Here is a 25,740-nt window from a genome sequence, read left to right on the forward strand (position 1 = left end):
ATTTATAGCAATAGTCACATTTTTAACAGACTCATCTATCAAAAGGCAGTAAGGCATGACGACCACAAGCAGTGTTCAGGTAATCGCTCCAAAAACACTCGATACCATGACGTTTCCACTTCATGGCGCGCGTTTAATTGAAGCATCGGCGGGTACGGGTAAAACATTTACTATTGCTGGCTTGTATTTGCGCTTACTGCTGGGGCACGGCACTGCTGCGCCGCAAGGTGATCTGACGGAAGCCACTCGACACCATGAGCCACTAACTGTAGACCAAATTCTAGTGGTGACCTTTACCGAAGCGGCTACCGCTGAGCTGCGAGATCGTATCCGTGCTCGAATCCATGATGCACGGATTGCGTTTGCACGTGGGCAAAGTGACGACCCAGTGATTGCGCCTTTGTTACAAGCCATCGATGATCATGCTGGCGCAGCTAAAACTCTGCTTAACGCTGAAAGACAAATGGATGAAGCAGCGGTCTACACCATTCACGGTTTCTGTCAGCGAATGTTGACTCAAAATGCCTTCGAGTCTGGAAGCCGCTTTGATAATGAATTTGTGACCGATGAAAGCCACCTAAAAGCACAAGTGGTTGCCGACTATTGGCGTAAACAGTTCTACCCATTGCCAATTCAATTAGCAGGTGAGGTTCGTAATATCTGGGGTTCTCCCGCTTCTCTATTGGCTGACGTAAATCGTTATCTGACGGGTTCTCCACTAAAGCTAACCGTCGAAGCAATGTCGGGCGACCTGCAAACTCTGCACAATCAAAACCTAGATAAAGTGAAGCAACTTAAGGCGTTGTGGTGCGAATCCGAAGCGGACTTTTTGGCTTTGATTTCAGGTTCAGATGTGAACAAGCGTAGCTACACCAAGAAGTCTTTACCGACTTGGTTAGAAGCGGTCACGGCATGGGCGCAGAGCGACACTCATGATTACCAGTTTCCAGATAAACTAGAGAAGTTCTCACAAGCCACGTTAATTGAAAAAACACCGAAAGGCACTGCACCTCAGCACGCCGTTTTCGAAGCGATTGAGGAGTTCTTAGACTCTCCTGCAGATCTGAAAGCTCCGTTATTGGCACATGCGATCACCCACTGTCGAACCATGCTAGCCAAAGCCAAGCAGCAGAAGCAGTGGTTATCATTTGATGACTTGCTGACTCAGTTATCTGCGTCGATTGATGTGGATGAGCAATCATTGCTGGTGGAAAGAATTCGCACACTCTACCCGGTTGCGATGATCGATGAATTCCAAGATACCGATCCGCTGCAATACAGTATTTTTAGCCGAATCTATCTCGATAACCCGCAATGTGGCTTGTTTATGATCGGTGACCCTAAGCAGGCTATTTATGGCTTCCGTGGCGCAGATATCTTTACCTATATCAAGGCGAGAAACCAAGTTAGTGCTCACTACACTTTGGGTACTAACTGGCGTTCAAGTGCCGATATGGTCAGTGCAGTAAACCAAGTGTTTATGAATTCGGACAGTCCGTTTATCTACGATCAAGATATTCCATTCCTGCCTGTTGCTGCCAGTCCATCGGCTGATAAGCGCCAATGGGTGATGAAGGGAGAAACTCAACACGCACTGACTTTTTGGCTACAAGCTGCTGAAGACAAGCCATTACCGAAAGACGAATATCACAAGGCAATGGCTGAGGCGACGGCGAGTCAAATTCAAACCATTCTGACCGCTTCTCAAAACCAGCAAGCCTATTTTGATAACGGCAAAAAACAACATGCCGTGAATGCGGGTGATATTGCTGTTTTGGTTCGAACCGGTAGTGAAGGTCGCTTGATTAAGAACGCGTTGTCGGAACAAGGCATTGCGAGCGTGTATTTGTCGAACCGAGACAGTGTGTTCACCAGCTTGGTCGCACAAGATATTCAACGTTTGTTGCAGGCGGTGCTGACTCCTGAAAATGATCGTGCATTACGCGCCAGTTTAGCCTCAGAGTTGTTTGCTTTGGATGCCGCATCATTGGATGAACTCAATAACGATGAAGTGGTTTGGGAAAACGTCGTTAACGAATTCCGAGAATATCGTAAGTTGTGGCTGCAACGTGGCGTATTACCCATGCTGCGTAGTGTGATCAGTAAACGCCACCTCGCGGAACGCTTACTAGAAGAAGAAAATGGTGAGCGCTCACTCACTGATTTGATGCACATTGGCGAACTGTTGCAACAAGCTAGGCAGGAGCTCGACAGCGACTATGGCTTGTTACGTTGGCTAGCTGAAGCAATCTCAGATGCGCAAAATGGTTTAGGTGGCAGTGAAGACGACATTCAACGCCTTGAATCAGAGAGAAACTTGGTTCAAATCGTTACTATTCATAAATCGAAAGGCTTGGAATATGACTTAGTGTTTTTGCCGTTTGTCGCGAGTTACCGAGAAGCGAGTGAAGGTAAGTTCTACGATCACGATTCAGATACCACAGTGCTTGATATTACGGGTAGCGACAGTGCCTTAGCGCAAGCGGATAAAGAGCGATTGGCGGAAGACTTACGTTTGATTTACGTGGCGCTTACTCGTGCCGTTTACGGTTGTTTCATTGGTATGGCACCGCTACGTAAAGGGCGCTCAACCAAAGAGCCGACCGGCGTTCACTTAAGTGCCATGGGCTACTTGGTTCAAAACGGACAAGAGCAAGGCATCGCTGAGTTACGTCAAGCTCTGTCAGCGATTGAGGGTAAGAATTCAAGCGTATTGCTGTCTGAAACGCCTACCGCTCACGAACAAGTTTTTGTGCAAACAGAGCAAGTGAGTGACGACTTACATGCTAGTGAACTGAAGGCTTCAATCGACCGAGCTTGGCGTATCACCAGTTACTCGGGGCTTGTAAAACAAGGCAGTCACGGCGCGAGCCATGACGCGACCATTGAGGTCTCTGGCTTTGATATTGACTCGGCTGATGAACAGGATGAGTCTGAGTTGATTGAACCTGAACGTTCTATCTTTACGTTCCCTCGTGGTGCTCGTCCGGGTACTTTCTTACACACCTTGTTTGAGGATGTTGAATTTACCGAGCCTGCAACCAGCGAACATAACACGCAAGTAATCACTCACTTATTAGAGTCGGAGCAATACGAACTAGAGTGGTTACCTGTGCTTCAACAACTGGTCGATACAGTGCTGAACACCGCGCTGGATGGTAAGAACTTAAAGCTAAGCGAGAAAGACTCAACGCAACGCTTAGTTGAGATGGAATTCTTACTACCGATCGAAGTGCTTGCCGCATCGGAATTGAATCAAACCATTCAGTATCATGACCCGTTGTCGGCTAAAGCGGGCGACCTAGGTTTCCAAACCGTGCAAGGCATGTTGAAAGGCTTCATCGATTTGGTGTTCGAGCACCAAGGTAAATACTATGTGCTCGACTGGAAATCGAACCATTTAGGTGATGACGTTGCCGTTTACCATGGTGAAGCATTGAAATCGGCGATGGCAGACCACCGCTACGATCTGCAATATCAAATCTATGCATTGGCATTGCACCGCTTCTTACGCAGTCGAGTCGCGGATTACAGCTATGAGCAGCATTTTGGTGGGGTTTATTACTTGTTTTTAAGAGGAATGGACGGCCAATCTCAACAAGGTATTTTCTCGGCTAAACCTACATTGGCTTTGCTCGATGAAATGGATCAATTGATTGACGGTAAAGTGATAGACAGACGTTCAGCACAATTGAATGACAATGAAACTGGACAGATGGGGCTTCTATAATGACAACGACCACTAATACCAGCACAGAGACAGTGAACTCAGTTAAGCCTGTTTCCCTGCTCCCTGAGCAACTCATGGATGTATTAAAGTTCCTCGCTGATAAGGGCTCAATTCGTCAGCTGGATTATCAGTTTGCCCGTTTTATTGCTCAGCAAGCGACGAGTCATTCTCAAGAGGTCGGTTTTCTCGCTGGGGTGGTGAGCCATGAACTAGGCAAGGGGCATATTTGTACTCAGCTTATACAGCTACATACGGCAGACCTTGAGCAAACGGCAGATCTAGCTCAGTTACTCGGTTTGTACGGTGAAACGGCACTGCAATTGAACCAAAAACTGTTGGGTATTGATTGGGTGACGGTACTTCAATCATCTAACCTAGTTGGAACAACGAATGACTGCGTTAAGCCGCTGATGTTTGATGGACAGCGTGTCTACTTACAACGCTATTGGAATTATGAAGTTGTGTTGGCTGAAACTCTAAACCGTTTAAGTAAGCCAGTAGAGTTCAATATTGAACAGAAGAAGGCACTGACTGAAACACTCAATCAGCTCTTTGCACGCAGTTATCATTTTCTGTTTAACGCCTTAGCGAAGGCTGAAGCAAACCAACAAACCTCTCAGGTATTACGTCAGCAGCTAGTGTGTGACCATCTAGATATTGTCGACGAACAGGCTTTGGATTGGGGTTCTATCGATCAAGCGATTGTGCAAGCTAAGCAAGTGACAGACTTAGATGTGTTGGACGGTCTGGTGCCGTTATCTGTCTGTTTAAATTGGCAAAAAGTCGCGGCAGCGGTGGCGTTAAGTCGTCGCTTCGCGGTGATTTCTGGTGGGCCGGGTACCGGTAAAACAACCACGGTAACTAAGTTGCTGTCGGCGATGGTCGAGCAATCACTCAGCCAAGGTAAAATACCGACGATCAAGTTGGTGGCTCCAACGGGTAAAGCGGCGGCGCGTTTAACTGAATCAATCGGTAAAGCGATTGAGCAACTGCCATTAGCACCTGAAGTAAAGGCCAACATACCGACTGAATCCAGCACTTTACATCGATTACTCGGCGCGATTCCTAATCGAGCGGAGTTTAGACACAACCGACGTAATCCACTTCATCTTGATATCTTGGTGGTGGATGAAGCATCGATGGTCGACTTATCCATGATGTATAAGCTGGTGGATGCTCTCCCTGAACACGCAAGGCTTATCTTGTTGGGTGATAAAGACCAACTCGCTTCTGTTGAAGCGGGCGCGGTGTTAGGTGATATCTGCTCGTTTAATTCAACAGGCTACAGCACGGCGCAAGGTAACTTGATTGCGGAGATGACAGGTTTTGATGCGATAGCGAATACACAGCAGGCAAAAGCGGGAGCCGTTAATCCTCCGGCAATTGCTGATAGTTTGTGTATGCTGCAGAAGAGTTATCGTTTCGATGCGCGCTCTGGTATCGGGCAGTTAGCAAAAGCAATCAATAACGGCTCTGCGAATCAAGTCGACCAAGTGTTTGCCAAAGGGTTTGGCGATATTGAAAACCATCCCTTGTCGAGTGACAGCTATAACTTGATGCTACGTACTTTAGTTAATGAATATGGTGCGTATCTGAACCGAATGAATGTGCCATTGGAAGAGCTAGAAACTCAAGAAGCGAGAGCGAAATCGGTTCTCGATTTGTTCAGCCAGTGTCGGTTGCTGTGTTCCATTCGCGAAGGTGACTTTGGTGTTAAAGGCCTCAACCACAGAATCGAAAGGGCACTTGCCGCAAGACGCTTGGTGAATCCGCACAACGATGAATTGTGGTATCACGGGCGACCAGTAATGGTAACCCGCAATGATCATGGCTTAGGTTTATACAATGGTGATATTGGTATCTGTATGCTCGAAGCCGATTCAACGACTTTAGAGTCAAATAGTGCGAACTCCGCACCTCGACTGAAGGTGTATTTTGAGTTGCCTGATGGCAGTGTGAAAGCCGTACTACCAAGCCGAGTCCCCGATCATGAAACCGCTTATGCGATGACGATACACAAATCTCAAGGCAGTGAATTTGATCTGACTTTGATGATCTTACCGCCAGATTTCAGCCCTATTTTAACGCGAGAGCTTATCTATACCGGGATAACGCGTGCGAAGAAGCGATTGATGATGTTCAGCGATACAAACGTGTTGAAGCGTGGTATTAAGGTGAAAACAGAGCGAGTGAGTGGTTTGGGCAGCCGATTAACGAATTAGTCGTTAATGGCAGTTGGGATAGGGCTTGAACTTAGAGCTAGATAAACACAAAGCAACCATCCCTGGTTGCTTTGAACGTTATTAAGACTCTTTGCTTAAAAACGCTCGAGTAAACGATATGTGGTTTATCTTGTATTTTGCTTGGCAATTCAAAATAAACTCTTTTAGATTCTCGCTCACAGGGAACACGCAGTGTACGTCTAACCCTTCTAAGAATTGGTTATCAGCCATATCCCAAAAACTTTGCAGCGAGTTACAAACAATGGTTCTCATATCAATGTTGCTCTTTTTGCTGTTTATATCAACGTCTAACACATTGATGGTGTGCTGAGCGTTAACGGGTATAGCAATCCGTGCAGTGACCACCTGAATGTCCTAGATTAAACATTGGGTGGTATTCCAATAAAAACGTTTGTTGGCATTCATAAAACGTGCAAATTCTATACAATTATTAATGTGAATGAAAGCGCATACTTAATAAATCTCATATAGTAATCGATTACATTTGCAATTATTTTTCTATCAAATTGAGATTATGCTCCAAAACTTTATTTACACATTTAACGCTAAGATCTTGGAATTCCTTTGATAGTTGTACAGACCTTGTTTTTCCATTGGTAATTCATCAACAGTAATCTCGTAAAAACCCTGCTCACGGAACCAATGAAGGCTGTGTGTGGTAAGAACAAAGATTTGGTCGATATCACGAGATTTGGACTGATGACGCATGTAATCAAGCAGTAACTGCCCACGGTTTCCATCTCGGTAGTCAGGGTGAATTGCCACGCAGGCCATCTCAGCCATGTGATCTTCGGGATAACCATATAGAGCAGCGCAACCAATGATCAGGCCGTCTTTTTCGATAATGGTAAAGCGATGTATCTCTTGCTCTAGTTGTTCTCTTGAGCGACGAACTAAGATGCCTTGTTCTTCCAAAGGTCGAATGAGGTCAAAGATACCACCAATATCGTCAATTTGAGCTTGCCGTACTTGTTCTGCACTCGCCATCACCACTTGGGTTCCAATACCGTCGAACGAGAACAGTTCTTGAATTAATGCGCCATCCACTTTGTAGCTGATTAAGTGACAACGTGGAACGCCCGCTCGGCAAGCGGAGATCGCTCCTTTCAAGAAGCGCAGTGTTCCGGTACTCATGTCTTCGGCGGGGTTCTGGGATTCCGTTAAGCGTTCAAGAATTTGCTTGGCGTCTTTAGGGAAGAGTTCGGCGAGTACATTACCGCTTTCGTCAGTCACCCCTTGCTCAGAACAAAAGCCAATCAGTTTGTCGGCTTTCAAACGGATAGCAACTTGTGTCGCGACCTCTTCCGAAAGCAGGTTAAAGCTTTCGCCAGTGACTGAACTGGCAATAGGCCCAAGAAGGACGATGGAACCTTGGTCAAGGGTGCGATTGATCCCTTCGATGTCTATTCGACGAATGCGTCCGCTGTGGCAGTAATCTGTACCATCATCGACGCCTAAGGGTTGAGCGGTAATAAAGTTACCACTCATAACATTCAGTTGAGTTCCTGCCATTGGGGTGTTGTTCAAACTCATTGAAAGGCGAGCGGTGATCGCAAGTTGCAGTTGTCCAGCCGCCTGCATTGCAACACCTAAAGAATATTCATCTGTGACTCTAATATTTTTATGGTAAGGCGTATGGCAGTCTTGCTTCTCTAACAGTTGGTTGATTTGTGGTCTTGCCCCATGAACGAGAACAATCTTAACCCCAAGGCTATGAAGCAGGGCTATATCACTAATAATGTTACCAAAGTTTCTATCGGCAACGGCTTCACCTCCCAACATAATCACCATGGTTTTACCACGGTGAGCATTTACATAAGGGGTCGATTGCCTAAAGCCTTTGACTAGCGCCGTACTTCTTAATTTCACAGAATAAGCCTTTCTTGTTTATTTATTCGATAATTTAGCATTTAAATTCAAATCTAAACAACAACTTTTTGGAATCAAGCGCAAACTATTCTCATCTAGGCTTCGTTTTATAAACTGTCTCAGTGTACAATGCGTACAGCATCCTTATGAGTCGTAAACGAATGCAAAAAAATCCAGTAAGAAAGAGTAAGATTGATGAGATCGCAAAAGGTCTCTACAGTGGAGCAGAGCAGCGCAACAAAGCTAAATTGAGACGTAAGCTCATTGAACGCAGTTTAATGGTTTTAGCTTTGGTGGGTTCGTTTGCCGTCGCTTCCTTGTTCGCCGATGTGTTTTCTCGAGTACAAGATGCGGTGACACCAGAGACACTGCTATATGGCACTTGGGTAGAGCAAGATGTCGCTCGTTATGCTGCGGACGAGTTTGTGCTGAGTGAAAATGGTGTGTCAGTACGTGGCTCGGTTGTATCGACTCATTTTGACTTTGATGGTAAGTACTTCGAATATAAGGCAGGCAATAAAACGTATCGCTTTCGCCTAACGAATTCTGATAAGACAGAAATGATGCTTGTATCGGATAATCACTATAATCCAGTCTTTCGCCTTAAAGGTTATATCGATAACTCAGTTCGATAGGTTATCTTATTGTAAACTCTTACAATCTAAGATTGTGTTATCTGATCGTTTTTGTCATCCTCGATGCATAGAATATTTAGGATGACTCTTGTGATTAAAAAATGGCTTCCCCTTGTTGCTGCCTCTTTCTTATTTGGCTGTGCTCAACCCACTGATCTTGCCCAACAACACCTTGATGGTGAATTTCCCCGAACCTTAAATAAGGTCGATTTGGTTGAATCTAATAAACCAAGAGACTTCACCGCATTTGCAGAGCAAGCTGAGATGGTGGTTTCTAAATCCCCTTCGATGGCTAAAATCTATGAGCCGCTTTATCAGCAACTCAATGAATGGGCGGTGCTGAGTGGAGAGCCAAGCGAGCTAGCGAATTTTGGCGTTCAAACTGCTCAATTAGGTGGTGGTGATAAACAAGGAAATGTTTTATTCACGGGTTACTTTTCTCCTGTAATGGAACTGCGACATGAAGCAAACGAAGAATACCGATTCCCTGTTTATGGGCTTCCAGAGTGTGATAAAGAGTGTCCAACACGCGAAGAGATCTACAACGGTGCATTAGAAGGCCAAGGTCTTGAGTTAGGTTATTCAGCAAACCGTATCGACCCATTTATGATGGAAGTACAGGGCAGCGGCTTTGTGCATTTCGGAGATGATGACACGCTGCAGTATTTTGCATACGCGGGTAAGAACAATAAAGCTTACGTGAGTATTGGTCGTGTTTTGATCGAAAGAGGTTTAGTGCCACGCGAAAAAATGTCACTGAAAGCAATCAAAGAGTGGGTATTGGCGAACGATCCTGAAGTGGTAAAAGAGCTGCTTGAGCAAAACCCATCTTTCGTCTTCTTTAGCGCGAGAGATGATCTATCCGTAATGGGTAGCGCTGGCATTCCTCTATTACCGATGGCGGCGGTAGCGGGCGATCGCTCTATCTTACCAATGGGAACACCTATCCTGGCTGAGGTTCCGTTACTGAATGCTGATGGTACTTGGAGCGGCGCGCACCAACTAAGACTACTATTGGTTTTAGATACCGGTGGTGCGGTTAAGCAAAACCATTTGGACCTCTACCATGGTATGGGCCCACGAGCAGGAACTGAAGCGGGTCATTACAAGCATTTTGGTCGGGTGTGGAAGCTGGGTCTAGATGGCAGCGCAACCGAAGCGCCTTGGGCTTTGCCTCCTGAAAAGGTCGAGTAAACAACAATAAAATGGGGCATTGAAAGCGAATCGCTAATCCCCTAGACTTTTAATTCAAGAGTGCGTATAAAACGCACTCTTTTCTTTTTCTCAGAAATAAATTGGCGGCAACAATGCGTGAATTGACCACTCCAGCTTCAGAAAACTATGACCAACGATTTGGTGGCACTCGTCGCCTGTATGGCAATAGTGAAGTCGATATACTTAGAGCAGCACACGTGTGTGTGATCGGTATTGGCGGTGTCGGTTCATGGGCGGTTGAAGCGCTTGCTCGTACAGGTTTAGGTGAGCTGACATTGCTCGATATGGATGATGTGTGCGTGACGAACATTAATCGTCAGATTCATGCTATGTCGGGTACCGTCGGTAAGAGCAAAATCGAAGTGATGGCTGAGCGCGTTAAGCTGATTAACCCTGAGTGTAAAGTGAACCTGATTGATGACTTTATCGGCCCAGACAATCAGGCTGAATACCTATCGAAAGAATTCGACTTTGTGTTAGATGCGATTGATAGCATGAAAGCGAAGGCCTCGCTGTTGGCGTATTGCCGTAGCAACAAAATTAAGGTGATCACTACCGGTGGTGCTGGTGGACAAATCGATCCGACTCAAATTAAAGTGGCCGATCTGACTAAGACGATTCAAGATCCGTTAGCGAAGAAACTAAAAGATACTCTTCGTCGTCATCATAATTTCCCTAAGAACCCTGCGCGTAAGTTTGGTATCGATTGTGTGTTCTCTACTGAGCAACTGAAATATCCTCAAGCTGACGGCAGTGTTTGTGCTGCGAAAGCGACAGCCGAAGGTCCAAAGCGCATGGATTGTGCGACGGGTTTTGGTGCCGCGACAGTGGTAACCGCGACTTTTGGTTTTGTGGCTGTTTCGCGTATCGTAGAAAAGCTGATTCAAAAGCACGCTAAGTAACGTCTTCTATTCAATTCATAATCGACCGGATATAAAAATGACCGCATTCCCAATCTCTCCATTCGGCACTGAAATTACTAGTGATGATATTGTCGCGAAAATGCAGACATTCAGCGGCTGGGAAGACCGTTATCGCCAAGTGATTCAATGGGGGAAGAAACTGCCTAATATGCCTGATGAACTGAAAAGTGAGCAGGTGGTTGTCTCTGGTTGTGAAAGCCAAGTGTGGTTGGTTTCTCAGAATATCGATGGTGTTTGGTATTTTTGCGCTGATTCTGATGCTCGTATCGTTCGCGGTCTGATTGCATTAGTGATGGCTGCGTATGATGGAAAAACATCAGAGCAGATTCAAGCGTTCGATATCGATGGCTACTTCGAAAAAATAGGTCTAATCACTCATCTAAGCCCATCTCGCGGTAATGGATTAAAAGCGATTGTTGAGCAAATCAAGAACCTCGCTAAATCGTAATTGTCTCCACACATTTTTATCGTAGTGCTTTAGAGAGATTCCAGATACTTCGTTCCTCAGTTCTGGAATGACGATTTCTAACTGTGTTTTGTCATTCCCTAAAGCGACGAAGGAGCGCAATAGGGAATCTCGTTTGGATAGCGTTATTGCTTCTAACTGTGCTTCATTATTCCCTAAAGCATATCAACGGCTTTTTCTATCGCCGCTACGAGCTTTTCAACATCATCTAGATTGTTATAAATACCAAATGAAATACGAACCGTTCCTTTCACATTAAGTGCATCCATTAATGGGTGAGCACAGTGGTGTCCAGCACGTACTGCGATACCTTGCTGATCCAGCAGAGTAGCAATATCTTGATGGTGAACACCATCCATCACAAAAGTAATCACACTTGCGTTGGGTTGATAACCCAATACCTGAATATCATCCAGTTTACTGAGTGCAAGATAAGTCTCGTGCTGTAGCTGGTGGATATGATTTTCGACATCTCGTTGAGCAAAATCACTTAACCATTCTATTGCGGTACTTAATGCTATCGCTCCTGCTACATTTGGCGTGCCCGCTTCAAACTTCCCCGGCAGTTCAGAAAATGTAGTGCCAGAGAAAGACACGCGCTCAACCATCTTGCCACCACCATGCCAAGGGGGCATCGCTTCGAGCAATTCAAGCTTGCCATAAAGCACCCCAATACCAGCTGGAGCATAGAGCTTATGCCCAGAGAACACGTAGAAATCCGCACCTAAAGCCGCAACATCAACGGGTTCATGAACGATACCTTGCGCTCCATCTACCACAACAATCGCATTCATCTTGTGCGCTTTCTCGATCACTTCTTCAATGGGCTGACGAGAACCAGTCACATTAGTTATCTGAGCCAGAGCAACAATCTTGGTTCGATCATTTAATAGAGCGCCAAAGGCAGTAAGATCAAATTCACAATCTGACGTCATCGGTACTTTTACGACTTTCGCTCCGGTTTGTTCTGCCACAATTTGCCAAGGTACGATGTTGGCGTGATGCTCCATTTCGCTGACTAATATCTCATCGCCAGGCTGGAGGGTGCTTCTTGCGTAGGTTTGAGCGATCAGGTTGAGTGCTTCAGTGGCACCGCGAGTCCAAATGATCTCTTTTGAAGAGCTTGCGCCGATAAACTGAGCGACCTTATCTCTTGCGGCTTCAAATTGACTGGTCGCGTTCGCTGTTAAGCTATGACTGCCACGGTGAACATTGGCATTTTGTTTGGAGTAATATTGGCTAATGGCATCAATAACCACCTGAGGTTTTTGTGTCGTTGCTGCGCTGTCTAAATAAATCAACGGTTGTTGATTGATGGTTTGTGATAGCGCAGGAAACTGCTCTCGGATGTGATTGATATCAAGCATCTATTCTTACCTAAAATCTTGGAAATTGTTGCTAGCGTTATGCTGAGCGGTATCGTTATTTTATCGCGACTTGTTAATCGTTGCTGACTAATCTTGATGATTCCAGCTATTTTCTCGTTCTTTAACCTGCGTAAACAGCTTTTGGTTAACAGGAACTTCTATCTGATGTTTGAGTGCTGTCTTTATTAGGTGTCCGGTAATGAAGTCGATCTCTGTCTTGCGCTCATAAAACATATCTTGCTGCATGGAAGAGTTGTTTTGAGCCGTGGCTTGAATAACGTGTTTTACGCTTGTTTCTAATTCGTCGAATGAACAAGTAATGCCTTCCGCCTGCATCACTTGCGTGAGTTCTTTAATTATAGAACTCAGAGCTTCGCTAAATCTTTTGTCAGCAAGCTCTCCGTTTTTGATTTGTTCCAGCCCAGTCAGTGGGTTGATTGCACAATTTATGGCGAGTTTAGCCCACAGCGCCGTTGTTATTTCTGGATTCCAACTCACGGCAGGGAAGGCATGTTCCAACACATCAACTAAAAAAGTGCACTGTTGCCCCTTTAGGTTAAAAGCACCCAATTGAGTTTGGCCGATTCCGGTGTGGGATACATTGTTGCTATTGGGTTTGAATGCTGCTTGAGTCGTGGTCGCCAATACTACTGGGTGGGCGTCAATTTGAGTTGCTATCTGAGCGACCGCCCCCATACCGTTGTGCATGAACATGAGAATGGTGTCAGGGTCGAGATATTGAAGCAGTGGGGTGGTTGCTTCTTCTACTTGCCAAGCTTTGACTGTGAAGATCACTAAATCGCTCGCTGATAGCTTTTCGATATTGTTGTTACTGAAGGCAAGTGAAGTTTGTCTATCAAGCGATAAATCAATTGAGTGATCCGTGGAGCGACTCCACAAAGACACATTATGACCAGCTTCAAGTAGTTTTATTGCCCATAAAGAGCCTATAGCCCCTGGGCCAACAATAGTGATGTTCACAGCAATACCGAGATAAGAAAGTGATGCTGCAAGGATAGCGAGGCATTAAATGAAAGCAATAAAAAATGGCACCCGAGGGTGCCATTTTGGAAACTTTCTTAGAAGTTCGATTAGAACTTGTAAGTTACTGCGAAGTAGTGACCTACGCCTGAAGTAGAGAATTCACCAATTTGTGGTTTATTCGGATCCAGTAGAGCACCATCTCTTAGACCGTATACATCTTGGTACAATTTAAGACCGTAACCTACAGCGAATTGGTCATTGTGCCAGTAAATACCATTGAACATAGATCCGCCGTTGCTCGACTGGTTGTATGAACTATCACGACCAAACTCGTAATCGATGTAACCTTGGTAAGCAATGAATGAACCGTTATCGAAGTTCATGAATGGTTTAAACCAGTTTGTAGAAAATTGGTAACCGTTCCAGTCTTTCGCATTTAGATCGTACGTAGCGTAAAGGTTGAATTGCATTTTACCAAACCAAGGTACCATTACGTCTGAACCGATACCTGTTTTAGTTGCGTAACCACCGTCAGCTTTGCCATCGATAGTTGTGTAGTTTGCAACGTATAGTTCTTGTACTGGACCAAAAGAAAGGTCTTTACCAGTCAGGCCGTCAATAGACATACGAGGCGCAAATTTAACAAACAGTTGATCGTCTTTTGCTTTGTCGCTGCCGCTATCGTTCGTTAGGTTGAATACATCAATGTAACCGTAAAGATCGAAGATACCAGAGCGTCCACCAAACTCCATTTCAAGATAAGTATGATCTTTGTCTTGAGGCTTCTCATCGATAGTGTGCATGATATTAAACTGCATCCAGTTGTAATCATTCTTGTGAGTATCGCCGTCAGAATAATCAGCCGCCATTACTGGAGCAGAAGCTGCTGCAAGTAGGCCAAGAGTTAAAAGTGATTTACGCATAATGGAACTCTCTATGTTTGAAATAAGTAACCCGCTAATCCGTGCGTGTTTATATGTCCGAATGCCGAGCATAATAGCGATTTTGTTCTCAAATAAAAGTGAGACAGAGTGAAAACTATGATTATTATGGTGAGCGTGATCACACTAACGAGCTAAATGATGGAACTTTAATGTTGCTATGCATCTTGATGAATCCCCACTTCTATTGATTTTGTGAAATTCGATTATTTTGTGTATAAATTGGTGAAATACCGCTCTAAGCAAACGATTCTACCAAAAATCGTGACATGCATATCAAAATCAACAGTATTCCTTTCCAAGGCTTTTCGTGCTGAAAAGTGACTAAATCAAATCGCCCTCCATCCTGTCTTTGATCTATTTTCGACCAACTTCGTAATGGTGTTGGAATCAATTGATGAACAATTCATGTGATGACTAGCCTGACTTTTAAAACTGTTTGTTTTTTCATCGCTGATAATATTGAGACCGTTCATTGCACCAATTTTGAGGCAACATTTAAAGATCTGCTCCTGAGCTTATCTGCTGTGTGACGAACTGGTCGAACTTTTTGGAGAGAAGACCAATGAAATATTCACCTATACTCGCTGTAGCGATGTCAGCCCTATTCATTGTAGGGTGTAATGATGACGATCAACCAACAACCCAGCTGCAAGCTGTTCACGCATCGCCAGATGCTCCACTAGCTAATGTGTTAGTTAATAGTCAGGCTCGTTGGACTGGGGTTGATTATGCTCAGGCATCTGGATATACCTCGGTCAATCAAGGCCAGACAACTCTACAGGTCGATGTTCAACTTCCTGGAGATGGTGTGGCGACGGTGATTCCGCCAAGCCAGTTCAATTTAAGCGGTGATTTAGATTACACGGTGATGGTGGTCGGTGATGCTGACGGTTCCAACAACCCAGTTGAGGCTCTCGTTGTGACACGACCTGCAGCTGGCACGGCGACGAGTTCGAGTTTGGATGTGCAAGTTGTTCACGCGGCAACTGGAGTTGGTGATGTGAATTTATACGTTACCGCACCGAATGATCCTCTAGGCGCACCGATTGGAACTTTGGGATACAAAGGGTTCACTGATGTGCTAAACATACCTGCAGGACAATATCGAGTGAGATTAGAAACCGTGAGTGGAAGTGCTATCGCGTTTGATTCAGGAGAGATCACTCTCCCTGCTGGTAGCGAGCTGACCATTGCAGCCGTGCCAAGAGCGGATTCTAATAGTGCTTCACCTGTCAAATTGATGGTAATGGATGGTAAAGGTTCATCTTTAATCTACGATATGGCAGAAACTGCAGAAGTACGAGTAGGGCATTTAGTTGATGGTGCACCCTCTGTGGATGTGTTTGTAAACTCGGTTAAGTTTGCTCCTCTTGATGCTCTAATGTTTAAAGAAGTTCGTGGCTTCTTAGACTTGGCTGCAGGCAGTTACGATATCGATATTTATGAAACAGCAACCACCTCTCCAACATTCATTGATGTTGACGGTTTAGCGGTGTTTGCCGGAATGGATTACAGCATCTATGCCGTGGGGACGGTAAGTCCTCTCAATTTGGAAGCGCTAGTTGTTCCAGAAAATCGACGCTCTGTTGCAACCAGTGCAGTATTGAACATTACTCATGCTGCAGCTAATCCAATTGCAGCTTCGGTTGATATTTATTTAACCGAGAACGTGGGAATTTCTGGAAGTACGCCTGCGTTGAGTAATGTGAAATTCAAAGATTTCGCGAATGGTATTTATGTAGCTGCGGGAACTTACTATGTGACGATTACGGTGGCTGGCGATCCATCTACTGTTGCTATTGACTCCGCGCCTGCGATCTTAGTTAACGGTGTTGTGTATCAAGTAGTGGCGATTGATGATTCGATGGGAACGGGATTTAACTTAATAGTAAGTGAAACTACAGATTAATCCGTTAAGCGTCTGCAAATAGAAAATAGAAAATAGAAAATAGAAAATAGAAGAGGGTAGCTCAATGCTCCCCTCTTCTCTTTTGCTTTCTTTTTCTTTTATTCGTGGTTGTTTTTCGCTTTTTCTAATAAATCAGTGAAAAAGTGGCGTAGCGAATAGAGCATGATCAAACTCGGAATCACCATTAATGATGTCAGTATAAAGAAGGTTGACCAATCATTTAGGTAATCGACGAGCTCGCCACTGAATGAAGCCAGTGTTGTTCTACCGAAATTGCCTAAGGATGCTAATAAGGCATATTGCGTCGCTGAGAAAGCTTGACCAGTCAGTAAGGTTAAGAAAGAGACAAATGCTACCGTCGAAAAGGCGGTTGTGAAGTTGTCGACAATGATAGTTGCCAAGAACAGAGTTTCACTAGGGCCTGCCTGAGCGATCCACGCAAACATTAGGTTGCTGGCTGCCATTGCGATGCCACCAATCATTAGTCCGCGTACAATACCGAATTTCACATTGAAGATACTGCCGAGCAAGGTGAAGAATATCGTCGCGCCCCAACCGATTAACTTAGAATAGTGGCCAATCTGTTCATTGCTAAAGCCTATCTCTTTATAGAAGGTGATAGACATTCTACCCAAGAAGGCTTCACCTATCTTAAATAGGAACACAAACAGTAGAAGGGTGATGGCAACTTGAACTCCGTTTCGTTTGAAGAAATCATAAAACGGTTCTAGCACTGTAACGCTGAACCAAGCGACGACTTTTGAACCCACAACTCTGTTGTGACGTTGTTGTGCTTGCTCTTGTAATGCTTCACGTTGTGTATTGGGTTCTCCGACAAAAAGAGTAAACAGCATTAACACGACAACTACACCAGCCATGCCGTAATACACACCATTCCAACCGATTGAGTCAGCATTGATAAAAGCAAGATAACCTGGAAGAGAATAGCCAGTCCACCATCCCATCACGGCCATTGCGGATGCTTGTGGCAACTTTGATGCTTCCGATTTTGGAAATGAATCAATACGGAAGGCATCTATTGCGACATCTTGAGTTGCTGAGGCGATAGCTATTCCGAGAGCAAGCATAGAGGTGAACATCAAGTCATTGGCTGGGTTTACTCCAGCAATGAACAGGGTACAGATCAATACCAAGCTTTGGCACAAGAATATCCAACTGCGTCGTTGGCCTAATATCGCGTGTAAAACTGGTAGTTTGACTCGGTCTACCAACGGTGCCCATAAAAAGTTAATAGCATAGACAGCAAACACACTGCCGAAATAACCGATCGCAGCACGAGTTAAACCGGCATCTTTTAGCCAACCAGACATGTTGGATCCAATCAGAACCCATGGGAAGCCACTCGAACAACCGAGCATAAACACCCAAAGTAGACGTTTGTCTAAGTAGCTGCGGAAAGTTTGCATCCAAGAAAGAGAGGGGGTGCCTGATGACATGGGGCGTCCTTGTATAGAAAACGCCCTTAAGAATAAGGGCGTTACATTGGATTACTTAAGAAGGGTCACTTTAGTGATGACGATTGGGTCGACAGGAATGTCTGACATGCGGCCCATTCGCTTGGTTGGAATTGTTGCCATCTTCTGAACAACGTCAAAACCATCGGTTACTTTACCAAACACAGCGTAACCAGGATTACCGCCTTTCGCGTTTAAGAAATCGTTGTCTGCAAAGTTAATGAAGAACTGGCGAGTTGCAGAATCTGGTGCATTGGTGCGAGCCATTGCGATCGTTGCAGTATCATTCTTCAGGCCATTGCTGCCTTCATTTTTGATAGGCGCATAAGTTGCTAATTGCTTCATATCTTGATCGAAGCCACCACCCTGAGCCATAAAGCCCGGGATCACACGGTGAAACTGAGTGCCTTCGTAGCTACCGTCAGCAACATATTTCAGAAAGTTATCAACACTAACCGGTGCTTGCTCTTGGTTTAGATCGATAGTGAAGCCGCCTAATGTTGTTTCTACGTTCACTTTAGGACCAGCCCAAACGCTCACGCTCACCAGCATCAATGCGATAGAAGATAGAATGCGCCCCATTAGAAACGTTCCTTCATGTAAGTTTGCAGCTCTTGGTCATTGGCAATCTCTTTAAGAACTAAGTCGATAACATCGTTTAGTACCATTGCGATATCGTCATTTGATGCACTTAATGCACCTGTGCGAGTTGCTGTACCATTGAATGTCTTAACTAGCTTGCCTTCAGGCGTTTCAGCGGTTACTTCAAGAGTTACTTTACCATCCATTTGGTTTTCCATGATGGTGTGCTTGACGGTAACAAGCGCTTCTTGAATCTCTAAAACAATTGAGTTTTCACTGTTAACGCTTGCACGAAAACCTTGAGACTCCAATTGTTGAGCAATAGCGTTTTCTAGAGAAATACGCATGTTTTGCTTAGCGTGAATTGGCTGAATGTTTGAACGGCCACTATCAACCAATGCAACATATTGAGCGGCACGAACATCTTTACTGGTTAGTGTGTATGTTTTGCCTTGTACAAGGTTGCTTGAGCTTAGTGAAGCTTCTGGCATTACGTTGATCTGTTCTTGCTGAGGGGCTGAACATGCTGTCAAAGCCAAAATAGAAGCAGCCAAAATCAGTTTTTTCATTCCTTTATCCTTTCTAAATTCACACCAGGAGCTCGGTATCTTAAATTCTTGTGACGTCGTTTCTGCTTATTTATTAAAATTCGCAGGTTCTCTTGTTGCTTGTAATATCTCAAATTTCTGGTTTAGTTCAAGCGTTTCAACGTTTGCTTCACCAAATAGTCTTGCTAGTTTGACATCGTATCCGAGGTGTCGGTTACCAATAACAATTAATTTGCCTCCGTTGCTAAGAACATGCTTTGCATCACAGAACATTTGCCATGCAATGTGATCTGTAATCGCTTGTTGTTGGTGGAACGGAGGGTTACACATAACTAAGTAAGTGCTGTTTTTCTTAAAACCATCTAAACAGTTATTGGCGATGAACTGGAAATTACCTTCTTCGCCAAGGTTATCCTTAATATTTTGGCGCGCTGATTCCACTGCCATAAAGCTTTCATCAACACAGGTGATACGCGCTTGTGGGTTTAATTGCCCAGCTTTTACACTCAATACACCGTTGCCACAACCTAGGTCGATAATATGACGCAGTTCAGGATCTTGAGGGATGTGCTCTAGCATATAGCGAGCGCCTTGATCGAGTGCCTCGCCTGAGTAAACGTTCGGTAAATTTTTCAGGCGAATATCTTCACCGTCTACATCCCATTCAACAAAAGGCTCGACCGTTTGAATCGGCTGACAACTTGGTGAAGAGATAACCAAGCGATGTTTCTTCTTCGCTAGAGAAGTTTTGGTTTCGCCTAGGTATTTTTCGAAAATATTAAGTGTAGATGTGTGGATATCTTTTACTTTGTTTACACCGATGACTTGGCAGCCTTCTGGCAACGCTTGGCGTAGTTGGCTCAATTGCCATATTAGGTGACGGTTTGTTTTCGGTAGTTGCATGATCACAAGGTCGATACCGTGTGGGATATCATCCATCGTATTCAGGAAGTTCACACGGTTACTTTGATTGCGCTGCAAGTTTTTTAGCGCACCGCGATGAGAGATAAACGAGTCGCTCATCATGGTGACATCATGATCTTTAGAGAACCATGCCGACAGGGCACCAAAGCTATCGTTCATGATCAGGATGTGTTTGCCAGGTTCAAGATTCATCTCTTCAACGTGACTAATAATGTATTCGTCGCCCGCATCCCAAGCTTGAAGGGTTTCATTTGAACGGTTGGGGAAACGATGTAAGGTCAAAGTTCTATCGAGAAGAGTAAGTTCGGTTTTCATAGCTTGAGATACTTATGTAAGAAATAACAAAGATATTGTCTCAAATGCAGCCTGAACAAGATAGAAAAAACTCAACCAAACCTAAGTCGTTCGTTATGAAATACTCAGACAGTCGACCAGTTAGGGTTTATACTTCCCCCACAGATAATGCCAATACGTTATTAAGGAATCATAATGATCCAAGAAGTTATCGAAACAAAATTGCACAATGAGTTTTCACCAAGTCATTTAAACGTGGTCAATGAGAGCTACATGCACAATGTTCCGGCTGGTTCTGAGAGTCATTTTAAAGTGATTGTTGTCAGCGATGCGTTTGAAGGCTTGCGCCTTATTGGTCGTCATCGAGCGGTAAATAAAGCACTTTCAGAAGAGCTAGCGAATAATATTCACGCACTATCTATTCACACTTATACAAAAGATGAATGGATGAAGCAACTCGATAACGTGCCAGACAGCCCTATGTGTATGGGCGGTGGTAAGTAATAAAACTAACTGATAGAAGAGGTGGCGATGCTGCCTTTTTTATCGCCAGGCTGATGTGTTTTTAGGGTTTATATCACTCAAATTGATGTCAAATTAGGCGTCTTTAAATACCCACAATGAGTAATGTTTTTATTAACAGTGTTTCAACATAACTCGTAAAATATTAGTTTGTGACAGAGTATTAATCTCTTGTTTAAAACACGATTCAAAAGCCATTTTATCTGTGCGGCTCGTCAAATTTATACATATTTGAGAGTCCATATGCTTCAAATCTCACCAAATTAAGGCCGTATTCAAGTTATTGGTCATGGCATCAAGTTGTCAAAAAATGCTAGAATACGGCACCTGATAAATCTCACATAATCTTTGTGATGAGTTTATTAATGTAATGTTGCGATTTTGGTATCTCTAATTTACCAAAACCGGACACTGTAATGTCGTGTCTAAGGGCGATTTTAAAACGTCCCGAATTTACGCAATTAAAAGAATCTTTTTCCCGATAAAGTAGTGCAAGTGCGTATGATTACAATAAAGAAGGGTTTGGATCTTCCTATCGCAGGAACTCCATCCCAGGTGATTAATGATGGTAAGTCCATCACTAAAGTCGCCTTGCTTGGCGAAGAGTACGTTGGTATGCGTCCTACGATGCATGCCCGCGTTGGTGATGAAGTGAAGAAAGGCCAAGTTCTTTTTGCAGATAAAAAGAACCCAGGTGTTGTATTTACTTCTCCAGCAAGCGGTAAAGTTATTGAAGTGAACCGTGGTGCTAAGCGTGTTCTTCAATCAGTAGTGATTGAAGTAGCAGGCAATGAGCAAATCACGTTCAATAACTATGAAGCTAACCAACTAGTAGGCCTTGACCGTGAAATGGTTAAAGCTCAGTTAGTTGAGTCTGGCGCATGGACCGCTTTGCGAACTCGTCCGTTCAGCAAGGTTCCAGCAGTTGATTCTGAAACTCAGGCTATTTTTGTTACTGCTATGGATACTAATCCGCTAGCAGCTGAGCCAGAATTAATCATTAACGAGCAGTCTGATGCTTTCGTTGCTGGTTTAGATCTTCTTTCAACTCTGACTAACGGTAAAGTGTACGTTTGTAAAAAAGGTACTAGCTTACCTCGTTCAGCTCAGTCTAACGTTGAAGAACATGTTTTTGATGGCCCACACCCTGCAGGTCTTGCAGGCACGCATATGCATTACCTGTATCCGGTAAATGCACAAAATGTAGCGTGGAGCATTAACTACCAAGACGTGATCGCATTCGGTAAGCTTTTCCTTACTGGTGAGATTTACTCTGAGCGCGTTGTTTCTCTGGCTGGTCCAGTAGTTAACAACCCTCGTCTAGTTCGTACTCAAATTGGTGCTAGCCTTGAAGAGTTGACGGACAGCGAGTTGATGCCAGGTGAAGTTCGCCTGATCTCAGGTTCAGTGCTATCTGGTGTTCACGCTTCAGGTCCACATGCTTACCTTGGCCGTTACCATCAACAAGTTTCGGTTCTTCGTGAAGGTCGTGATAAAGAGCTATTCGGCTGGGCTATGCCTGGTAAGAACAAGTTCTCTGTTACTCGTTCATTCCTTGGTCACGTGTTTAAAGGTCAGTTGTTCAATATGACAACGACAACGAACGGTAGTGATCGCTCTATGGTTCCAATTGGTAACTACGAGAAAGTAATGCCATTAGATATGGAGCCTACTTTGCTGCTTCGCGATCTATGCGCTGGTGACGTTGATAGTGCACAAGCACTTGGTGCGCTAGAGCTAGATGAAGAAGATTTAGCACTGTGTACCTTTGTATGTCCTGGTAAGTACGAGTACGGTCAGTTACTTCGTGAATGCCTAGATACAATTGTGAAGGAAGGGTAATTTTCATGGGCCTTAAAAAGTTTATTGAAGACATCGAGCATCATTTTGAACCAGGTGGTAAACACGAAACGTGGTTTGCGCTTTACGAAGCAGCAGCAACACTTTTCTACACACCAGGTACTGTTACAAAGAAAAGCTCGCATGTCCGTGATAGCGTTGATTTAAAACGTATCATGATCATGGTTTGGCTTGCGGTATTCCCAGCAATGTTCTGGGGTATGTACAACGCAGGTGGTCAGGCTATCGCAGCACTAAACCACATGTATTCAGGTGCAGAACTAGTTTCTATCATTGATGGTAACTGGCACTACTGGCTAACCGAAATGCTTGGAGCCTCCTTAGGGGCCGATGCAGGTTGGGGCAGTAAGATGCTCTTGGGTGCGACTTACTTCTTACCTATCTACGCAACGGTATTTATCGTTGGTGGTTTCTGGGAAGTACTGTTCTGTATGGTGCGTAAGCACGAAGTCAACGAAGGTTTCTTTGTTACTTCTATCTTATTTGCGCTTATCGTTCCGCCAACGCTTCCTCTATGGCAAGCAGCACTAGGTATTACCTTTGGTGTTGTTGTTGCGAAAGAGATCTTCGGTGGTACGGGTCGTAACTTCTTGAACCCTGCTCTTGCTGGTCGTGCGTTCCTGTTCTTTGCATACCCTGCACAGATTTCAGGTGACGTAGTTTGGACTGCTGCAGATGGCTTCTCTGGTGCAACTGCTCTTAGCCAATGGGCTCAAGGCGGCGGTAGTGCACTAATGAACGTAACATCAGGTGAAGCAATCACTTGGATGGACGCATTCATTGGTAACATTCCAGGTTCTATCGGTGAAGTTTCAACGCTTGCACTTATGATTGGTGCAGCAATGATTGTTTACATGGGCATTGCTTCATGGCGCATCATTGCGGGTGTAATGATCGGTATGGTTGCAGTATCAACACTATTTAACGTGATTGGTTCTGACACTAATGCAATGTTCAGCATGCCTTGGCATTGGCACCTAGTTCTAGGTGGTTTCGCATTCGGTATGTTCTTCATGGCGACTGACCCAGTATCAGCTTCATTTACCAATAAAGGTAAGTGGTGGTACGGCATCCTAATCGGCGCAATGTGTGTAATGATTCGTGTAGTTAACCCTGCATACCCAGAAGGCATGATGCTTGCGATTCTATTCGCAAACCTATTTGCTCCTCTGTTTGACCACGTTGTAATCGAGAAGAACATTAAGCGGAGACTAGCGCGCTATGGCAAGTAATAACGATAGCATTAAAAAGACGCTGTTTGTTGTTATCGCATTGAGCCTAGTGTGCTCAATCATCGTTTCAACAGCTGCAGTTGTTCTTAAACCTAAGCAACAAGCTAACGCAGTTCTGGATCAGCAAACTAAGATCCTTGAAGTTGCGGGCATTGAACTTGCGGGTAATATCCCAGCACTGTACGCAGAGAACATCGAACCTCGTCTAGTTGATTTCGCTACTGGCGATTTCGTTGACGGCGACGCTGCTGCATACGACCAACGTAAAGCGGCAAAAGATCCGGCTCAGTCAATCAAGCTTTCAGCTGAAGATGACATCGCTAAGATCATTCGTCGTGCTAACACGGGTACGGTATACCTAGTGAAAGATGGCGCTGAAACTTCTAAAGTTATCATCCCTGTTCACGGTAACGGTCTATGGTCAATGATGTACGCATTCGTTGCGGTAGAAACTGATGGCAACACAGTTTCTGGTATCACTTACTACGAGCAAGGTGAAACTCCTGGACTTGGTGGTGAAGTTGAGAACCCAACTTGGCGCGCTCAATTCGTTGGTAAGAAATTATTCGACGAAAACCACAAACCTGCTATTCAGGTTGTTAAAGGTGGCGCTCCTCAAGGTTCTGAGCACGGTGTAGATGGCCTTTCTGGTGCAACACTGACCAGCGTTGGTGTTCAACATACATTTGACTTCTGGTTAGGTGATATGGGCTTTGGTCCGTTCCTAGCAAAAGTTCGTGACGGAGGTCTGAACTAATGTCTAGTGCAAAAGAAATTAAAAAGAGCATCTTAGCGCCTGTGTTGGATAACAACCCAATCGCGCTACAGGTTCTTGGTGTGTGTTCTGCTCTTGCGGTAACCACTAAGCTAGAAACTGCATTTGTTATGACTATCGCGGTAATGTTCGTTACTGCTCTGTCTAACTTCTTCGTTTCTTTGATCCGTAACCACATTCCTAACAGTGTGCGTATCATCGTTCAGATGGCAATTATCGCATCATTAGTAATCGTGGTAGACCAAGTGCTTAAAGCATACTTATACGATATCTCTAAGCAGCTATCTGTATTCGTTGGCCTAATCATTACTAACTGTATTGTAATGGGTCGTGCTGAAGCATTCGCAATGAAGTCTGCGCCAATCCCATCTTTCATCGATGGTCTTGGTAACGGTCTTGGTTACGGTTTCGTTCTTATCACTGTTGGTTTCTTCCGTGAGCTTCTAGGCTCTGGCAAACTATTTGGTATGGAAGTACTACCTCTAGTGAGCAACGGTGGTTGGTATCAGCCAAACGGCTTGATGCTTCTAGCACCTTCTGCATTCTTCCTAATTGGTTTCTTGATTTGGGCAATTCGTGTGTTCAAACCAGAACAAGTAGAAGCGAAGGGGTAAGGTCGTCATGGAACATTATATTAGTCTGCTAGTTAAATCGATTTTCATCGAAAACATGGCGCTTTCTTTCTTCCTAGGTATGTGTACATTCCTAGCGGTTTCTAAGAAAGTTAAAACTTCTTTTGGTCTTGGTGTTGCGGTAGTTGTAGTACTTACAATCGCTGTTCCTGTAAACAACCTTGTTTACACACACATCCTAAAAGAAAATGCACTTGTTGCCGGTGTCGATTTAAGTTTCCTTAACTTCATCGCATTCATCGGTGTTATCGCTGCACTTGTACAAATCCTAGAGATGGTTCTAGACCGTTTCTTCCCACCTTTGTACAACGCATTAGGTATCTTCCTTCCATTGATCACAGTTAACTGTGCAATCTTTGGTGGTGTATCTTTCATGGTAACTCGTGATTACAACTTTGCTGAATCTGTTGTTTACGGCTTCGGTTCTGGTGTGGGTTGGATGTTAGCTATCGTTGCTCTTGCGGGTATCCGTGAGAAGATGAAGTACTCTGACGTACCTCCAGGTCTTCGTGGCCTTGGTATCACGTTCATTACTGTTGGTCTGATGGCGTTAGGCTTTATGTCTTTCTCTGGTGTTCAACTGTAGGGTAAGCACCCAGTAATAAGGAATA

22 protein-coding genes are annotated in these 25,740 nt (G+C 44.4%); 13 read left to right on the plus strand and 9 right to left on the minus strand.

Features of this window, described 5'->3' with window-relative positions:
- The first annotated feature begins 55 nt into the window (after positions 1-55).
- Positions 56-3,730: an exodeoxyribonuclease V subunit beta gene (gene recB, locus OCV30_RS03685; RefSeq protein WP_065678536.1), complete on the plus strand. Its 3,675-nt coding sequence runs from the start codon at positions 56-58 to the stop codon at positions 3,728-3,730.
- Complete coding sequence (recD, locus tag OCV30_RS03690; RefSeq protein ID WP_370736697.1) at positions 3,730-5,952, plus strand: exodeoxyribonuclease V subunit alpha; 2,223 nt, start codon at positions 3,730-3,732, stop codon at positions 5,950-5,952. The genes recB and recD overlap by 1 nt, the downstream gene beginning before the upstream one ends.
- A gap of 81 nt (positions 5,953-6,033) precedes the next feature.
- Here the strand turns inward: recD and OCV30_RS03695 are convergent, their stop codons facing one another.
- Positions 6,034-6,225 carry a hypothetical protein gene (locus tag OCV30_RS03695; protein ID WP_004735192.1) on the minus strand — a complete coding sequence of 64 codons (192 nt, stop codon included), beginning with the start codon at positions 6,223-6,225 and terminating at the stop codon, positions 6,034-6,036.
- Positions 6,226-6,504: 279 nt separating this feature from the next.
- Complete coding sequence (gene argA, locus OCV30_RS03700; protein WP_065678538.1) at positions 6,505-7,842, minus strand: amino-acid N-acetyltransferase; 1,338 nt, start codon at positions 7,840-7,842, stop codon at positions 6,505-6,507.
- Positions 7,843-8,003: 161 nt separating this feature from the next.
- Here argA and OCV30_RS03705 point away from each other — a divergent pair, with 161 nt between their 5' ends.
- From OCV30_RS03705 to csdE, 4 genes are all read left to right on the plus strand, one after another.
- The gene (locus OCV30_RS03705; protein ID WP_065678539.1) at positions 8,004-8,477 is read left to right on the plus strand and encodes a DUF2850 domain-containing protein; all 474 of its coding nucleotides are present in this window, start codon (positions 8,004-8,006) and stop codon (positions 8,475-8,477) included.
- An 81-nt stretch (positions 8,478-8,558) separates the two neighbouring features.
- Positions 8,559-9,671: a murein transglycosylase A gene (gene mltA, locus OCV30_RS03710; RefSeq protein WP_009848359.1), complete on the plus strand. Its 1,113-nt coding sequence runs from the start codon at positions 8,559-8,561 to the stop codon at positions 9,669-9,671.
- Positions 9,672-9,784: 113 nt separating this feature from the next.
- Positions 9,785-10,594, plus strand: coding sequence for a tRNA cyclic N6-threonylcarbamoyladenosine(37) synthase TcdA (gene tcdA / locus OCV30_RS03715; protein WP_065678540.1), 810 nt, complete (start codon positions 9,785-9,787; stop codon positions 10,592-10,594).
- Positions 10,595-10,631: 37 nt separating this feature from the next.
- Positions 10,632-11,063 (plus strand): cysteine desulfurase sulfur acceptor subunit CsdE, encoded by a 432-nt coding sequence (csdE, locus tag OCV30_RS03720; protein WP_065678541.1) that lies wholly within the window; start codon positions 10,632-10,634, stop codon positions 11,061-11,063.
- Between the two features lie 173 nt (positions 11,064-11,236).
- Here csdE and csdA read toward each other — a convergent pair whose 3' ends face one another.
- From csdA to OCV30_RS03735, 3 genes are all read right to left on the minus strand, one after another.
- Positions 11,237-12,448, minus strand: a complete 1,212-nt coding sequence (csdA, locus tag OCV30_RS03725) for a cysteine desulfurase CsdA (RefSeq protein WP_065678542.1) — start codon at positions 12,446-12,448, stop codon at positions 11,237-11,239.
- Positions 12,449-12,535: 87 nt separating this feature from the next.
- Positions 12,536-13,429: a 2-dehydropantoate 2-reductase gene (panE, locus tag OCV30_RS03730; protein ID WP_065678543.1), complete on the minus strand. Its 894-nt coding sequence runs from the start codon at positions 13,427-13,429 to the stop codon at positions 12,536-12,538.
- Between the two features lie 110 nt (positions 13,430-13,539).
- The gene (locus OCV30_RS03735) at positions 13,540-14,427 is read right to left on the minus strand and encodes a nucleoside-specific channel-forming Tsx family protein (protein WP_083994582.1); all 888 of its coding nucleotides are present in this window, start codon (positions 14,425-14,427) and stop codon (positions 13,540-13,542) included.
- Positions 14,428-14,938: 511 nt separating this feature from the next.
- Between OCV30_RS03735 and OCV30_RS03740 the strand changes: the two genes are divergently transcribed.
- A complete protein-coding gene (locus tag OCV30_RS03740) occupies positions 14,939-16,285 on the plus strand; it encodes a DUF4397 domain-containing protein (RefSeq protein WP_065678545.1) in 1,347 nt (448 codons plus the stop codon).
- A 98-nt stretch (positions 16,286-16,383) separates the two neighbouring features.
- Here the strand turns inward: OCV30_RS03740 and OCV30_RS03745 are convergent, their stop codons facing one another.
- The 4 genes from OCV30_RS03745 to OCV30_RS03760 all read right to left on the minus strand — a co-directional run bounded on the left by OCV30_RS03745 (position 16,384) and on the right by OCV30_RS03760 (position 20,129).
- Positions 16,384-17,742: an AmpG family muropeptide MFS transporter gene (locus OCV30_RS03745; protein ID WP_012603364.1), complete on the minus strand. Its 1,359-nt coding sequence runs from the start codon at positions 17,740-17,742 to the stop codon at positions 16,384-16,386.
- Positions 17,743-17,793: 51 nt separating this feature from the next.
- Positions 17,794-18,342: a peptidylprolyl isomerase gene (locus tag OCV30_RS03750; protein WP_065678546.1), complete on the minus strand. Its 549-nt coding sequence runs from the start codon at positions 18,340-18,342 to the stop codon at positions 17,794-17,796.
- Positions 18,342-18,911 (minus strand): YajG family lipoprotein, encoded by a 570-nt coding sequence (locus OCV30_RS03755; RefSeq protein ID WP_009848368.1) that lies wholly within the window; start codon positions 18,909-18,911, stop codon positions 18,342-18,344. Before OCV30_RS03755 ends, OCV30_RS03750 begins: the two co-directional genes overlap by 1 nt.
- A gap of 66 nt (positions 18,912-18,977) precedes the next feature.
- A complete protein-coding gene (locus tag OCV30_RS03760) occupies positions 18,978-20,129 on the minus strand; it encodes a methyltransferase (RefSeq protein ID WP_065678547.1) in 1,152 nt (383 codons plus the stop codon).
- Between the two features lie 174 nt (positions 20,130-20,303).
- Between OCV30_RS03760 and bolA the strand changes: the two genes are divergently transcribed.
- The 6 genes from bolA to nqrE all read left to right on the plus strand — a co-directional run bounded on the left by bolA (position 20,304) and on the right by nqrE (position 25,715).
- Positions 20,304-20,612 (plus strand): transcriptional regulator BolA, encoded by a 309-nt coding sequence (gene bolA / locus OCV30_RS03765; RefSeq protein ID WP_009848370.1) that lies wholly within the window; start codon positions 20,304-20,306, stop codon positions 20,610-20,612.
- 519 nt (positions 20,613-21,131) lie between these two features.
- Positions 21,132-22,472 carry a Na(+)-translocating NADH-quinone reductase subunit A gene (locus OCV30_RS03770; protein ID WP_065678548.1) on the plus strand — a complete coding sequence of 447 codons (1,341 nt, stop codon included), beginning with the start codon at positions 21,132-21,134 and terminating at the stop codon, positions 22,470-22,472.
- A gap of 5 nt (positions 22,473-22,477) precedes the next feature.
- Entirely contained in the window at positions 22,478-23,722 is a 1,245-nt protein-coding gene (locus tag OCV30_RS03775) for an NADH:ubiquinone reductase (Na(+)-transporting) subunit B (protein WP_004735208.1), read from the plus strand.
- Positions 23,712-24,479: a Na(+)-translocating NADH-quinone reductase subunit C gene (locus tag OCV30_RS03780; protein ID WP_004735209.1), complete on the plus strand. Its 768-nt coding sequence runs from the start codon at positions 23,712-23,714 to the stop codon at positions 24,477-24,479. The genes OCV30_RS03775 and OCV30_RS03780 overlap by 11 nt, the downstream gene beginning before the upstream one ends.
- Positions 24,479-25,111, plus strand: coding sequence for an NADH:ubiquinone reductase (Na(+)-transporting) subunit D (locus tag OCV30_RS03785; protein WP_004735210.1), 633 nt, complete (start codon positions 24,479-24,481; stop codon positions 25,109-25,111). Before OCV30_RS03780 ends, OCV30_RS03785 begins: the two co-directional genes overlap by 1 nt.
- A gap of 7 nt (positions 25,112-25,118) precedes the next feature.
- Positions 25,119-25,715: an NADH:ubiquinone reductase (Na(+)-transporting) subunit E gene (nqrE, locus tag OCV30_RS03790; RefSeq protein ID WP_004735211.1), complete on the plus strand. Its 597-nt coding sequence runs from the start codon at positions 25,119-25,121 to the stop codon at positions 25,713-25,715.
- Positions 25,716-25,740 lie beyond the last annotated feature (25 nt).

The sequence above is a fragment of the Vibrio atlanticus genome, from assembly GCF_024347315.1.
Taxonomy (GTDB): Bacteria; Pseudomonadota; Gammaproteobacteria; order Enterobacterales; family Vibrionaceae; genus Vibrio; species Vibrio atlanticus.

Bases quoted from the DNA above. Each gene is read 5' to 3' on its own strand.
- recB (WP_065678536.1), top strand. From the start codon at position 56: ATGACGACCACAAGCAGTGTTCAGGTAATCGCTCCAAAAACACTCGAT.
- recD (WP_370736697.1), top strand. From the start codon at position 3,730: ATGACAACGACCACTAATACCAGCACAGAGACAGTGAACTCAGTTAAG.
- OCV30_RS03695 (WP_004735192.1), bottom strand. From the start codon at position 6,225: ATGAGAACCATTGTTTGTAACTCGCTGCAAAGTTTTTGGGATATGGCT.
- OCV30_RS03705 (WP_065678539.1), top strand. From the start codon at position 8,004: ATGCAAAAAAATCCAGTAAGAAAGAGTAAGATTGATGAGATCGCAAAA.
- mltA (WP_009848359.1), top strand. From the start codon at position 8,559: ATGACTCTTGTGATTAAAAAATGGCTTCCCCTTGTTGCTGCCTCTTTC.
- tcdA (WP_065678540.1), top strand. From the start codon at position 9,785: ATGCGTGAATTGACCACTCCAGCTTCAGAAAACTATGACCAACGATTT.
- csdE (WP_065678541.1), top strand. From the start codon at position 10,632: ATGACCGCATTCCCAATCTCTCCATTCGGCACTGAAATTACTAGTGAT.
- csdA (WP_065678542.1), bottom strand. From the start codon at position 12,448: ATGCTTGATATCAATCACATCCGAGAGCAGTTTCCTGCGCTATCACAA.
- OCV30_RS03735 (WP_083994582.1), bottom strand. From the start codon at position 14,427: ATGCTCGGCATTCGGACATATAAACACGCACGGATTAGCGGGTTACTT.
- OCV30_RS03740 (WP_065678545.1), top strand. From the start codon at position 14,939: ATGAAATATTCACCTATACTCGCTGTAGCGATGTCAGCCCTATTCATT.
- OCV30_RS03745 (WP_012603364.1), bottom strand. From the start codon at position 17,742: ATGTCATCAGGCACCCCCTCTCTTTCTTGGATGCAAACTTTCCGCAGC.
- OCV30_RS03750 (WP_065678546.1), bottom strand. From the start codon at position 18,342: ATGGGGCGCATTCTATCTTCTATCGCATTGATGCTGGTGAGCGTGAGC.
- OCV30_RS03755 (WP_009848368.1), bottom strand. From the start codon at position 18,911: ATGAAAAAACTGATTTTGGCTGCTTCTATTTTGGCTTTGACAGCATGT.
- OCV30_RS03760 (WP_065678547.1), bottom strand. From the start codon at position 20,129: ATGAAAACCGAACTTACTCTTCTCGATAGAACTTTGACCTTACATCGT.
- bolA (WP_009848370.1), top strand. From the start codon at position 20,304: ATGATCCAAGAAGTTATCGAAACAAAATTGCACAATGAGTTTTCACCA.
- OCV30_RS03770 (WP_065678548.1), top strand. From the start codon at position 21,132: ATGATTACAATAAAGAAGGGTTTGGATCTTCCTATCGCAGGAACTCCA.
- OCV30_RS03775 (WP_004735208.1), top strand. From the start codon at position 22,478: ATGGGCCTTAAAAAGTTTATTGAAGACATCGAGCATCATTTTGAACCA.
- OCV30_RS03780 (WP_004735209.1), top strand. From the start codon at position 23,712: ATGGCAAGTAATAACGATAGCATTAAAAAGACGCTGTTTGTTGTTATC.
- OCV30_RS03785 (WP_004735210.1), top strand. From the start codon at position 24,479: ATGTCTAGTGCAAAAGAAATTAAAAAGAGCATCTTAGCGCCTGTGTTG.
- nqrE (WP_004735211.1), top strand. From the start codon at position 25,119: ATGGAACATTATATTAGTCTGCTAGTTAAATCGATTTTCATCGAAAAC.